This is a genomic window from Cytobacillus spongiae (genome assembly GCF_021390075.1).
Map to the genome: position 1 here is coordinate 588,868 of NZ_CP089998.1, position 12,293 is coordinate 601,160.

15 protein-coding genes are annotated in these 12,293 nt (G+C 40.3%); 5 read left to right on the plus strand and 10 right to left on the minus strand.

Features of this window, described 5'->3' with window-relative positions; genetic code table 11:
* Window positions 1–90 precede the first annotated feature (90 nt).
* On the plus strand, window positions 91–1,185 hold the full coding sequence (locus LS684_RS23525; protein WP_233812058.1) for an AI-2E family transporter: 1,095 nt from the start codon (window positions 91–93) through the stop codon (window positions 1,183–1,185).
* 103 nt (window positions 1,186–1,288) lie between these two features.
* Here LS684_RS23525 and LS684_RS23530 read toward each other — a convergent pair whose 3' ends face one another.
* The 4 genes from LS684_RS23530 to LS684_RS23545 all read right to left on the minus strand — a co-directional run bounded on the left by LS684_RS23530 (window position 1,289) and on the right by LS684_RS23545 (window position 4,643).
* Entirely contained in the window at window positions 1,289–1,735 is a 447-nt protein-coding gene (locus LS684_RS23530; protein WP_233812059.1) for a GNAT family N-acetyltransferase, read from the minus strand.
* A 107-nt stretch (window positions 1,736–1,842) separates the two neighbouring features.
* Window positions 1,843–2,112 (minus strand): hypothetical protein, encoded by a 270-nt coding sequence (locus LS684_RS23535; protein WP_169215128.1) that lies wholly within the window; start codon window positions 2,110–2,112, stop codon window positions 1,843–1,845.
* 84 nt (window positions 2,113–2,196) lie between these two features.
* On the minus strand, window positions 2,197–2,892 hold the full coding sequence (locus LS684_RS23540) for a Type 1 glutamine amidotransferase-like domain-containing protein (RefSeq protein ID WP_233812060.1): 696 nt from the start codon (window positions 2,890–2,892) through the stop codon (window positions 2,197–2,199).
* Window positions 2,893–3,134: 242 nt separating this feature from the next.
* Complete coding sequence (locus LS684_RS23545) at window positions 3,135–4,643, minus strand: glycine betaine uptake BCCT transporter (RefSeq protein WP_432418846.1); 1,509 nt, start codon at window positions 4,641–4,643, stop codon at window positions 3,135–3,137.
* A gap of 269 nt (window positions 4,644–4,912) precedes the next feature.
* Here LS684_RS23545 and LS684_RS24195 point away from each other — a divergent pair, with 269 nt between their 5' ends.
* Window positions 4,913–5,041, plus strand: a complete 129-nt coding sequence (locus tag LS684_RS24195) for a hypothetical protein (protein WP_267930456.1) — start codon at window positions 4,913–4,915, stop codon at window positions 5,039–5,041.
* A 433-nt stretch (window positions 5,042–5,474) separates the two neighbouring features.
* On the opposite strand, the gene cspD is transcribed toward LS684_RS24195, so the two are convergent.
* The 3 genes from cspD to mscL all read right to left on the minus strand — a co-directional run bounded on the left by cspD (window position 5,475) and on the right by mscL (window position 6,874).
* Window positions 5,475–5,672, minus strand: coding sequence for a cold-shock protein CspD (cspD, locus tag LS684_RS23550; RefSeq protein WP_032088076.1), 198 nt, complete (start codon window positions 5,670–5,672; stop codon window positions 5,475–5,477).
* A gap of 184 nt (window positions 5,673–5,856) precedes the next feature.
* A complete protein-coding gene (locus tag LS684_RS23555; RefSeq protein ID WP_233812061.1) occupies window positions 5,857–6,411 on the minus strand; it encodes a DinB family protein in 555 nt (184 codons plus the stop codon).
* A gap of 79 nt (window positions 6,412–6,490) precedes the next feature.
* Window positions 6,491–6,874, minus strand: a complete 384-nt coding sequence (mscL, locus tag LS684_RS23560; RefSeq protein WP_169215130.1) for a large conductance mechanosensitive channel protein MscL — start codon at window positions 6,872–6,874, stop codon at window positions 6,491–6,493.
* A gap of 221 nt (window positions 6,875–7,095) precedes the next feature.
* Between mscL and LS684_RS23565 the strand changes: the two genes are divergently transcribed.
* Together LS684_RS23565 and LS684_RS23570 are read left to right on the plus strand one after the other, a co-directional pair.
* A complete protein-coding gene (locus LS684_RS23565; RefSeq protein ID WP_233812062.1) occupies window positions 7,096–7,698 on the plus strand; it encodes a hypothetical protein in 603 nt (200 codons plus the stop codon).
* Entirely contained in the window at window positions 7,655–7,903 is a 249-nt protein-coding gene (locus LS684_RS23570) for a DUF2164 domain-containing protein (protein WP_169215132.1), read from the plus strand. Before LS684_RS23565 ends, LS684_RS23570 begins: the two co-directional genes overlap by 44 nt.
* A gap of 36 nt (window positions 7,904–7,939) precedes the next feature.
* Here the strand turns inward: LS684_RS23570 and LS684_RS23575 are convergent, their stop codons facing one another.
* From LS684_RS23575 to LS684_RS23585, 3 genes are all read right to left on the minus strand, one after another.
* The gene (locus LS684_RS23575; protein WP_169215133.1) at window positions 7,940–8,389 is read right to left on the minus strand and encodes a hypothetical protein; all 450 of its coding nucleotides are present in this window, start codon (window positions 8,387–8,389) and stop codon (window positions 7,940–7,942) included.
* A gap of 904 nt (window positions 8,390–9,293) precedes the next feature.
* On the minus strand, window positions 9,294–9,911 hold the full coding sequence (locus LS684_RS23580) for an NUDIX hydrolase (RefSeq protein WP_169215134.1): 618 nt from the start codon (window positions 9,909–9,911) through the stop codon (window positions 9,294–9,296).
* Window positions 9,912–10,089: 178 nt separating this feature from the next.
* Window positions 10,090–11,070 carry a cation diffusion facilitator family transporter gene (locus tag LS684_RS23585; protein WP_267930459.1) on the minus strand — a complete coding sequence of 327 codons (981 nt, stop codon included), beginning with the start codon at window positions 11,068–11,070 and terminating at the stop codon, window positions 10,090–10,092.
* A 157-nt stretch (window positions 11,071–11,227) separates the two neighbouring features.
* Between LS684_RS23585 and LS684_RS23590 the strand changes: the two genes are divergently transcribed.
* Window positions 11,228–12,289 (plus strand): DUF3900 domain-containing protein, encoded by a 1,062-nt coding sequence (locus LS684_RS23590; RefSeq protein WP_233812063.1) that lies wholly within the window; start codon window positions 11,228–11,230, stop codon window positions 12,287–12,289.
* The last annotated feature ends 4 nt before the right edge of the window (window positions 12,290–12,293 follow it).

The window sequence follows — 12,293 nt, forward strand, 5'->3', positions numbered from 1 at the left end:
CCCCTTTTTCTGTACATAGTAGTAGGGTTTACGTCTCTGTTTTTGATATACTTAATCACACAAACTAGTCGATAGGTAGAGGTGAATGGGTTGTCCAAGAAAAAGATGTATTCATGGAGTTTACAAATTCTGATTATACTTACCATTATTTATGTATCAACAAAGATATCATTTTTATTCGAGCCAATTGTTGTATTTGCTTCAACGTTATTTTTTCCAATTATCATTTCAGGTTTTTTGTACTTTTTATTAAATCCAATCGTCAATCTTCTTGAAAAAGCAAGACTGCCGAGGACCATCGCCATCATCGTGCTTTATGCTGCCATCATCGGTGTAATGGTGCTGGTTATAGGAAATATCGCCCCTGTGCTTACAAGACAAATCACTGGGTTGTTCAACGAGTTGCCTGAGTATGCACGTCAAACAAGGAATTTTATCGAATACTTATCTCAAACTGAGCAGTTCAAATGGATGATGAGTCAAGATTATGTATCCCTTAAAGATGTGGAAAATCAGTTGGTTGATTTCGCCAATACACTCCCAGATAATATTACAACCGCCTTAAAAGGATTATTAAGTGTTTTGACCAGTATTACCATTTTGATTGTGACTGTCCCATTCTTACTATTCTTCATGTTCAAGGACGGTCATAAATTCCCTAAGGCCCTTTCGAAGTTTCTGCCATCTGAGTACCGTAAGGAAGGAATCAACACGTTAAAGGATACAAGTGATACCCTGGCTGCCTATATACAGGGGCAATTAACGGTAGCCTCATTTGTAGGGACACTAACGTTTATAGGGTATTTGATCATTGGATTACCCTATGCATTGGTCATGGCTCTGATTGGTGCCGTTACTAATATCATTCCTTTTATAGGACCTTTTATCGGTGCTGCACCGGCAATCATCGTTGCATTGTTTGATTCACCTACCAAAGCCATACTCGTTGTGGTAGTTGTCACAATTGCCCAGCAAATTGAAGGAAACCTTCTCTCCCCTCTTATTCTAGGGAAACGATTGGACACACATCCAGCCACCATCATCATTTTATTACTTGTAGCAGGGAACCTGGCCGGTATATTGGGAATGATTCTGGCCGTGCCATTTTACGCAGTGACAAAAACCGTTGTGTTAAATTTGGTGAAATTCATTAGACTGAGAAGATCTACCATTCAGAACGATTGAGGAAAGAAAAAAGACAACCGGCTATATCCGGTTGTCTTATTAGTGCGAAAGATTGCAGGCAATATCAAGCTGTAAATAGAGGATTCATCATCTTCCCCGTCATTTATATATGTTTATACATTATCACATGCGGTCCGATGGGCTCTATTTCAAATATGTCCCCCATTTGGTTTAAACCCAGCTTTTCATAGTAAGGACCCGCCGAGATCCTGGCATTACACCACCACAAGTCACAGCCTCTTTCTTTTAGGATACCTTCGCTGTATTCGATAAGTTGCTTTCCAATGCCTTTTCCTCTGTATTCGGGTAAAGTGGCCATCCCTCTTAAGCGGTAAGCCCTTTTCCCTTTCAATCCATTCTGTGATTCCTGATAAAAAGAGCCGACACTGACCAACTCATGTTCATCAAAAGCTCCGATATGAAAGGAACTTAGGTCTAAATCTCCTTCATACTGACATTCCTCCAACGATTGAGCCGGTCTTAAGATCTGTTGTCGGATTCTGTATGTATCCCCCGCTGATATCAATTGAAACCGTATCATTTTTTCCATCCCCCATCATTTTTAACTCTCTCACCATCCAGTATCAGCATACCAGCTAGAGGAGGTGAATAAAAAAGAAGCACTTCCATTTTAATATGGAATATGCTTCTCGAGTGTCACTTTTTGTTAAATAATTTATCGGATGCATTTTTCACTGCCTTGCTTGCAGTATCTACTGTTTTTCCTACTACTTTGTTCCCTGTATTGCTGACATTCTTGACAAAATCAGCAGAGGTGTCGGACACTTTCCCAACCAATCCCCCTTTACCGCTAACATTCTTGATTATATCATTAGCGGTGTCTGCAGTTTTATTCACAAGTTCGCTGGCTTGTTTTGACGTCTTCTTTACTAATTCACTCGGTGTGTTTCGTTTATCTTGCCTCATGATGCTCTCCTCCCTTTAAAAAGACTCATCACTATACCTATGTATAGGAACTAAGGAGTATGCAGTTTCAACAAAATCAATTCCTTATCCAAGATATTCTTTAGGTAAAACCTTTTCATGGATCCCCTCAGCTCTCTTCTCAACCCAATAGGCAGAAGCGTGCTTTCTGGAAGACACTACTTTATAAAGCCTATCATTTATAAAGTGTAACGCTGCCCCGTCATCCACACCATATCCTGCTTGCAACTTTTCTTGATGAATAAATGAATGATAAAGGGGGCGGCGGTTTTCTTCCCCATCATAGTGGGGGGAGTGACTACCCTTTATGAAGCCCATGCCGTTAATGGTTTCCAGACCTTCACCATAGGAATCCGTGATGCCTTCTTCAAACCAGCAGATTGACCCTGCACTCAACCCTGCCATTGTGATCCCCATTTCCCAGGCTTGTCTCAGGATCGCATCCACCCCCCACTCTCTCCATAGGGCGAGCATACTCTTGGTATTCCCTCCCCCAACATAAATAATATCTTTATCCAGAATGAAACCTGCTAAGTCTTTTGTTGGTAATTTGAAAAGTGATAAATGGGAAGTCTCACAAGGAAGTGTACTAAAGGAGTTGTAAAAACGCTCTATATATCCATCTGCATCTCCACTGGCAGTAGGTAAAAAACAAATCTTCGGCCTTGATCCCCCAGCCTGATTCAGTATGTATTGATCGAGAAGGAGATTTTCTGGTTCCATGGAAAATCCGCCCCCTCCCATTGCTATGATCTGCTTCATATCTTTCTTCTCCTTAGTTCAAACTATTTGCTACATACATCGTACCAGAATTGTGTAAGAGGAAGTTGATTTCCTTCAATCTTTTACGATTAGAAAAGAATATACACTACATCATCTTTAACAAAAAACAGCAGATCTCATCCCTGCTGAATGAGCTGCTGTTTCTTCCTTCACTGATTTAGACCCTTGAGTGAAACCATTTATTTATTATGAAGGGTCCCATTTATCCGTAATTCAAGCCATCATTTCTTTATATCAGCTGTTCTGTTCCTTTTTTTCTCTCTTATTTCTCTTTGGAATGAAAGAACCAGCCCATAGGTCATAACAAATAAGATGATCCCTAAAGGTAATGCAGTGATGATGGTGGCCGCCTGCAATCCGCTTACCCCGCCAGTTCCCATCAGGATCGCCGCAATGGCAGCTAATACAATTCCCCAACTGAACTTTACAAAGAAGGGAGGATTCAGGCTTCCATTCGACGTTTGCATCCCTAACACAAATGTAGCCGAGTCAGCGGAGGTGACAAAGAAGGTGATGATCAGGAATAAGGAAATAATGGAAAGCATAACACTTAAAGGCAATTGGTCGTATACGTAAAATAAAGCTGTTTCTAAGCTTTGACCGGCTACATCTACACCTTGCACAAAATCAAAATACAATCCTGTACCGCCAAAAACCCCAAACCAGAGAGCGCAGACGAAGGTAGGCACAAGAATGACGGCAATGATGAATTCCCTCACCGTTCTTCCTCTTGAAACCCTTGCTATAAAGGTACCTACAAATGGTGTCCACGAGATCCACCATGCCCAATAAAAAATTGTCCAATCCTTTACCCACTGATTATCCTCAACATTAAACGGTGAAAATCTAAGCCCCATGCTGGGAAGGTTCTGAATATAACTCCCAAAGGTGGTCAGAAACAGCTCCAGTACAAATTGGGTTGGACCTAATATGAGAAAGAGGACGAATAATACTACCGCCAACACCATATTGGCATTACTTAAATATTTAATTCCCTTCGATAACCCTGTAGACGCAGAGGTGATAAACAACACCGTTGCAATTCCAATAATGATGAGCTGTACTTGAAAGTTAATCGGGGTTCCCATTAGATAATTCAGTCCACTGTTGATCTGCTGTGAACCGATTCCCAGTGAAATCGCTACACCGAAAATCGTTGCAAATACTGCAATGATGTCTACAATATACCCAATTGGCCCATTGACCCTGTCCCCTATGACAGGATATAAAGTAGCGCTCATTAGTCCAGACATGTCTTTCCTGAATTTATAATAGGCAAGGGCCAAGGCGACAACGGCGTATATCGCCCATGCGTGGAATCCCCAATGAAGATATGTATAGCGCAGACCGACTTGAGCCGATGCAATGGTACCGGCTTCTCCAAATGGAGGACTTGCATAATGAGAAACCGGCTCTGAAACTCCATAGAACAGAAGTCCGATCCCCATTCCCGCGCTGAATAACATGGCAAACCATGTCAGTGTGGAATACTCTGGTTTGTCAGCGTCTTTTCCTAAGCGGATCTTACCATATTTGCTAAAAGCAAAAAAGATGGCGATTAGAAAAAAGAATGTGGCTGAGAACTGATAAAACCAGCCAAATTTGTCCAGTAACACTCCTTGAGTATTGGACATAATTTCAAGCATGGACTTAGGGAAAATAACACCCCAAGCCACAAAGATTATGCCCATGGTAATGGCAATCCAAAACATCGGTCTAAAATTCTTCAACTGGCTTCCTCCTTAAAACATTGTGATCGCTTCCATATACAAGTAGATGTATGTAAAGAAAATAAATGCATGGACTTATTCATACCCCACCTTCTATCACTTTAAACTAGTAAGTAATTGGAAAGGGACGGGACCTCCATCGTATAAAACAGAATGATGGCCACCAACTTTTCAAGAAAATAAACGAATACATTTACTTCTCACTCTAACATTTAATATGTATCTATTTTTCATTTCCGGGCACATTATAGTAGACGGAGGTGATAAAAATGGCAAACAACAATAAACAACAGAAGAACCAGCAGCAACAAAAAAATGAAGCAGAATTTGCTCAAGAGCAAAACGCTGCTGAAAGAGCAAGAAAAGCAGCTAGACAACAAAACCAACAAAACAAATAATCACATAGCATAAAAAATGAATACTTAAAAAGAGACTAGTCTTTTGACTAGTCTCTTTCCATTAGGTTCGCTCGTTTTTTTTAAGCGGCTTATAGGCTATAAAAATGGCTATGACTGCAGAAGTAACATTGATCAGTGTTCCAATTATCGGAGAGCCCTGATACCCACTTTCTTCATACATATAAGTCAAAATCACGCCGGTGATAATGGACAGGATAATATTGCTTACGATAAATACTCCTATAAACATAAAAAATTTCTTAGCATGAATCCACAAAATATTTCAGCACTCCAGTATTAGATAAATGATATAGGTGTAGAGTAACAGAACTGTAGTTGAAAAACCAGAAAGAGTTTCCTCTGCCTCCACAGTGAGACGCAAAAAAACAGAGTACGTCAGATGACGTACTCTGTTTGAACATTCATTATTGAATTACTTTTGAACGTTAGCAGCTTGTGGTCCACGAGCGCCTTCAACGATTTCAAATGTAACGTCTTGACCTTCTTCTAATGATTTGTATCCTTCACCTTGGATAGCAGAGAAGTGAACAAACACATCGTCTTGACCTTCAACTTCGATAAAACCGAAACCTTTTTCAGCGTTAAACCATTTAACTTTACCTTGTAACATAAAACAAGTACCTCCTAGTGCAGTTGCACGTAAAAATATTTATATTCCTGCTCTGATTAAGATTCAAGACGAATGTCCTTCAATCATGCATATTAACCGAACAAAAATAACTATCTTTACTATAACAGATTCAAATACAGAACTCAAGAAATAAATGGGGCTATTTGTAAAATGCAACACCGATTTATTCTACACTGGTTGATAGTAGTTCCTTTGTATATAGTTTCTTTATCATTCGTATTTGTCCCCTATGATTGATCTCATCTTCAAATACATGAAACCATTTAAAAAAGTTATTGCCTTTTTTTCCATTCCACCAATCACTTTCTTCATAAAGCCTGGATTCATCAAATTGCTTGAAATACTCAACCGTTCTCTCTCTTGTGACTTTTAAATTCTCAAGATAATATTCAAGCTTTTTCCCTTTAATCTTCTCTGCTGCCTGGCCACCCAGGCTTAATGCAGGTTCCAAAGATTCAGCGTATTCCTCGATTTCACCGTCACTTACATTCTCAAACGTCAATGCCTGATAAATCTTTTCTACGGCATCGAAATGAGCAAGAAGCATCCCGATAGAATTAGCTTCATCGTGGCAGCGATAATCAAGTAAATCAACCCCTGCCCCTTCCACTTCGTTCAATGAGGTGAACCTGACATAATCCATCATGGAAAGAAGCAAAGCGAAATCTTTGTTCATCCCATCTTTTTCTTTAATCAAATAAATTGATTCCTTATCCATCGTTATACTCCCCCTTATCTATCATGTTATATTGGATAAATAACGGGAATATCCTTTATTATTTTTTTCAAATGAACCATTATTTGGTGGTTTGATTGAATGTTTTCAACAGATCCCGTATCTCTCTGAGCAACTCCTCTTTCTGATCAACCTTCACCTCTGCCTTCACTTCTTCTTTTCGCTCCATGCGCTTATACAGTCTTACTATAAAGAAAATGACAAAGGCTATAAGAAAGAAATCGACTACGTTTTGCAGGAATACACCATAGGTAATGGCCGCTTCTCCAACCTTAAGCTTTAAATTCGTCAAACTAATACCGCCAAGCAAAATACCAAGAAAGGGCATGACTATATCATCAACCAGGGATTTGACAATTTTTCCAAAGGCGGCTCCAATAATCACCGCAACGGCAAGGTCAATGACATTCCCTTTAACGGCAAACTTTTTAAATTCCTGCCACATACTCATTCTCCTTTTACTGTTAAGTTTCTTGTAAGCTTTTAGTTTTTCACCGTTATCCATTTTTATTTGATCATTTTCGGTTCTATTTGATAGACAAAGGAATTGATGATGGCCGTTTCCCTCGAAGATTCTCAAATCGACACATTCCAATCAGGAAACGGACACACCCATATATCATCAAGAGGAGCTTCTTTGATACAATTTTCCAGAGGAGGGATAAGATGATTTGGATATGGCTTGGTCTCATACTATATGCACTGTTTCTGGCACCTAGTGAAGGCTTTTCGACTGACCCCATCATACGACAGTTGGTGACAGGGGATGTTGATGCGGTTGATCCTCTTGTGGTAACCGTGTTCTATTTTCTCGGCCTTTTTCCATTATTGTTCGCATCATTGCTGTTAGGATCATTCATTTTAGGAGCTTTCAGCCTTCTTCCGTATTTTTTCTTAAGAAAGACTGGTACCGTCCCATCTCAAAGTGCTCCTTCTCTGTTTCATAAAACATTACGTTCCAACGTTTTCAACATTCTCCTTATCCTGATGGCCGTTGCGTCACTCTCTTTTCTTCTTGGTGGATTTTCATTGAGTGATTATGGGATCGCGTTTCGAGATTCAAAGCTTGTAAGTGTTATGACTGCCGATTTTTTAGTTCTTGTCTGGCTCTCATCCTATACGATGAAACACATTTATGGAGTCAAACATTTTAACTTTTTAAGCTTCATTCCTGTCATAGGGCCGGTTATGTTACGATGGAAGAAACAGAATGGGAGGAATAGCAATGTATACAAAGATACCGAAAGAACAGAAAGACACGATGATTGAACGAATCCAGACGTTTCACTATGAACAGACCGGGGATGAGATCGGGGATTTAGGTGCTGAAAATTGGTTTGACTTTTTCATGAAAGAAATCGGCCCCTTCCTTTATAATCAGGGGGTAGAGGATTCCAAAAGTGTATTAATGGATAAAATGCTTCTTCTTGAAGATGATTTGTATGCTTTAAAGAGACCCGTCCATAACCGATAGCCTTCATACACACAAAGGAGTAGGGACCCTGTCTCCCTACTCCTTTGAAACGCTATGCAGAACCTCTTCATCGATTCTGCCAGCATCATTTATTATTTCGATGGTGACCGCTTTTTCTTCTTTGTTTTTTATTTCATTTACCAATTTGTCAATCTCTTCAGGCTTTTTTATGTCGATCGTTTTCCGGACTTCAATGGTTTCCGAGGCTTCCCCCTGTTTATGACTTTTAAATTCCCCGTCAACATACACCAAATCGGTTCCAAGGGCATTCCTGACCGTTTTCCCTTCCAGGTAGAAACGCACCTGAAATGGAGTGTCCGGTTCAAGCTGCTTGTCTGTAAGTGATCCTTGAAATGTCACGGTATTTGTCTTTTCATCGATGGTCACTCCACCGTCTACGACCATATCAGCAGCATTCCTGTTGCATGCGCTCAACAGCACGGTCATGAGTATACCCGCTATGATGATGATTTTTGTTCCTTTCACAAAGATGTCCTCCTTATATGTAAGTGCTCTCTTATCTTATCAAATGTTCTATAAGAAGCGCCAGAACAATTGATTTCTCCTCCATTGTCATGGAATAGTAACAGAAACGATGGGAGTTGATTGTCATAGAAAGAACCAAGGGAGAATCGAGGTGGATAATGGATGTTGAAGATGTAAAGAAACGAAGAGAAGGGATGCTTGCTGCCGCTCTCATGAACTCTCAATAGGAATATAAAAATCACTTGGCGGCTGGATCAACGTTTCCATGTCACTCTTATTCGAATGAAACATACGAAGAGCAACTTACATTAAGACATATAAAATCCATCTGTAAGTCGTTTTGACCTGACCACCAACCGCTAACGGAATACGATCATTTTATGAATTTTAATAGTTGTATTGTAGGTTCGGAGCATCCAGTTGACATGAATAAGCTTGACAATCTGGCGGCATGAGGAAGTTACTAAGAAGCAAATAAAAGAATTGTGATTCACTGCTTTTTGAGATGCTTATTGCAGACAGCCTTAAGTATAAACATCTTTTCCTGGACACTTAACATTCTCCAGCATTTTGCCCGAATAATCATGGTTACTTCCCCTCTCCTTTTCATTATTCCTTTTTGCTTACTATTCTTTACCTCCTAATGAATCATGACAAACACTTCAATTTGCTACAATTTCACAAATAAAAATACTTTCTCCGACAAGTTCAACTATCGAAAAAAGTATGAATTCAAAAGTAATGTCAATTCGTATAGGTAAATGTAGAATTTCTTTTCCATCATAGGGATAAAAAAATGTGCAGCTATGTTTATAAAGGCTGTATCCGAAAACGATTTTAGAGAGAGGAAGGGGTGACTTCAGCCCCAGGGTCAAGCTTCCTGTCACAATACTTTAGAATTTGATTACGAGAGTAGATCAACAAAATGATGAAGTACCCTTGCAGTAAGCCCCCAAATCACCTTGTCTTCATAGTAGTAAAAGTGTTCTTTAATGTGCCTCGCTTGCCAGTTATAATTTTCTCCGCCTGGGATTTGCCCGAAAGGAAAGCCTTCTTCAGGTTCCATATTAAATTTAATCGAATGCACATCGGGTCCACTCTCCTGAAAGAAGGATAATGGAACCGTAAATATTTTTTCCACCTCGGATGGATTTGGTCTTAAGTCTTTTATAGGAACATTTAGTTTGCCTGCGAACGGATAGATGATTGTCCCAAACGGAGATACGATATAATCAAGTGGGTGCACTTCGGATATAACGTCTGGATGAATACCCAGTTCTTCAGTTGTCTCACGAATGGCAGCACTTTTCTCGTCAGAATCTTTCCGGTCGATACGTCCTCCCGGAAAACATATTTCCCCGGGCTGTCTTCTCATATTCAGGGAACGGACCTCGAACAAAACATGAGTTTCTTCATTGACCTCAATCAAAGGCAGTAATATGGCGTATTCTGTGAACGATTCACTCCCAAGCACCTTGGGTGATCTGTCTTTGAAACGCTTCAGGATGTTATTGATGTCCATTTTATCCCCCCTCCAAGATAATCTATTCTATGATTTTCTTTATTATAGTATGAACAGGTTTCAAGACCAAGTGATACGTTCTCCTGCTTAACTGATGGATATACCTGCTGGTAAAACCCATTCCCTGGCACCACCAAGCCATAAAACAACCTGCCGGGGAATCCCGGCAGGTTGTTCACTAATGACGTTCTGGTATACTTCCTTTCCACTCCTGATTCCCATGATCCTCAAGGATTCCAAGCGTTACGTCTGCAATATCCGGGTCTTTCATCAATTTATCCTGTATGGAAAACTTAATATCATCCGCTTCTGAAAGTGGTAATCCCTTTTTTAGTTCAAGGTAAGATTCAACATGATAATACCGGCCTTCCTGAGTGATTCTCAGCTTAAAGATGTCGATTACGGCTTCATGTTCAAATATCACGCTTGCTATACGGTCCTCCACTTCTTTAGGTGCTGCCACTCCTATGAGACCGATCATATTGTCATATCCTACCCTGAAAGCCACCCCCACCATGAGGAAACCTATGACGATAGTGACGATTCCATCCAATAGCTGAAAGGTGGAAAAATAGGATACCAATACAGCAATTAATGCCAGGGCAGCTCCTGTCACCGCGACCAAATCTTCATAAAACACCAGTCTTGTCGGTGGTGATGCACGCTTCACATGTTTAAAAGCATTCGAGAAAATGTGTAAACCTGTGCTTTCCGCTCTTGCTTCCTGTCCGATTTCTTTCATTACTTTAATGAGAATGGCTCCATCGATCAGGATATTCAATAACAATATAGACACATTCAGCCAGATTCCCTTCACATCTGCCGGATGTTTTACTAAATGAAGCCCTTCCCGTATCGTTTCATATGCCATAATCGAAACGACAATAACAGCAACCATACAAAAAAGGTTAATGACTCTTCCGAATCCTGTTGGAAACTTCTCAGTTGGCTTTTTTTCAGCCAGGACGCTTCCAACAAACACAAAACCCTGATTTACTGCATCAGCCAAAGAATGCATCGCCGAGGCAAACATTGCCCCACTCCCGCTTATGAAATAGGCTGCTCCCTTTGCAATGGCAAGTATTCCGTTTCCCACCATAGCAAAAAGAGATGACTTGTTCCCTTTCTTTACTAAAGATAAAAATGAATCATTCCTCACATCTCACACCACCTAAATGTATTCACACCATTAGTATCTCACTTGAATGGACTTTCATTACTCGATTGACGAACCTTTTAAGCTTTTCTATACTGAACAATGAGTATATAGAGGAACATCTAAAGATACGAATATTATAAGGTCAGGAGATTGATACATGGATTTTACTATTCAGAACCTTTCCTTCTATTTAATCCAAATTGAAGGAAAAGGCGAAGAAGCCGATAAACGGCATAAGCATTTTCAAACGTTAAGCGGGACAGAGTATGAAGAAAGTCCCCTCAAAAACTTCCTTGATGGCGAATTGACCAAAATCGTGAAACGAAAAGTAGATCGTCATTCAAAGTCAGAATCTGCCCCGACCAAGATTGGACGGTTCATAGTGGAGCCTGGACATGAGCTGACTTCGAATCCGAACTTTAATTTATTTCACCGCACACGATATGCTGAGAACAAAGAAGTCTTTCGGGAGGCATGTGATCAAGTCGTTCAGATGTACCTGGAAGCAAGTGCAATCCGAGGTGGTGCATTCCTCGTTGCAACTGCCAAGTTAACGAAGTTTTTTGATGATCCGTTTGTGTTTATCATGAAATGTGACTTCGAACCGAAGGTAGCGACTATCACCGACGAAGCGACATTGATACATAACGTGGAAATGGCCATCACGACAAAAAACATGAAATCCATTCAATACCCATATATGCCGGAAGAAGGGATGATGGATTCAGCCGAAATCAAAATCCACCAAGCTTCACATGCGAGGTACTTTGAAGATTTCTTAAAATGGGTGGAATATGAAAAGTCCATGCCTGAAATCGTTAAATCCCAAGTTTACGGAATGGTAAAGGAACATATTTCTGAAACATACGCCGAAGAAAGCGATGAACGGGTTGAATTTGAAGAAGCAGTGGAAGAATGGGCAATCAGTCCAAAGCGTGAGCTTCAGGAAAGGTTCACAACTGAACAAGTGGTGGAAGCCACCTCCCAAATCGTCGAACAGTCACCTGAAGTCGAACTGAAGGTGAAACTTGATCATGTCTCCGTTAAAGCCCTTCTTTCCGACTTTGGTGACAGCATTCACCTGGCGAAAGTGAACGGAAGGTATGTATTGATGATTGAAAGTGAGTCGGTCATGTTTGAAAAAGGATTTTCCCCATTGGAATTTTTAAAGCCTGACGAGCTCCATGAGGTGATACAGCGAATACAGGAAAAGGATTAAGAGG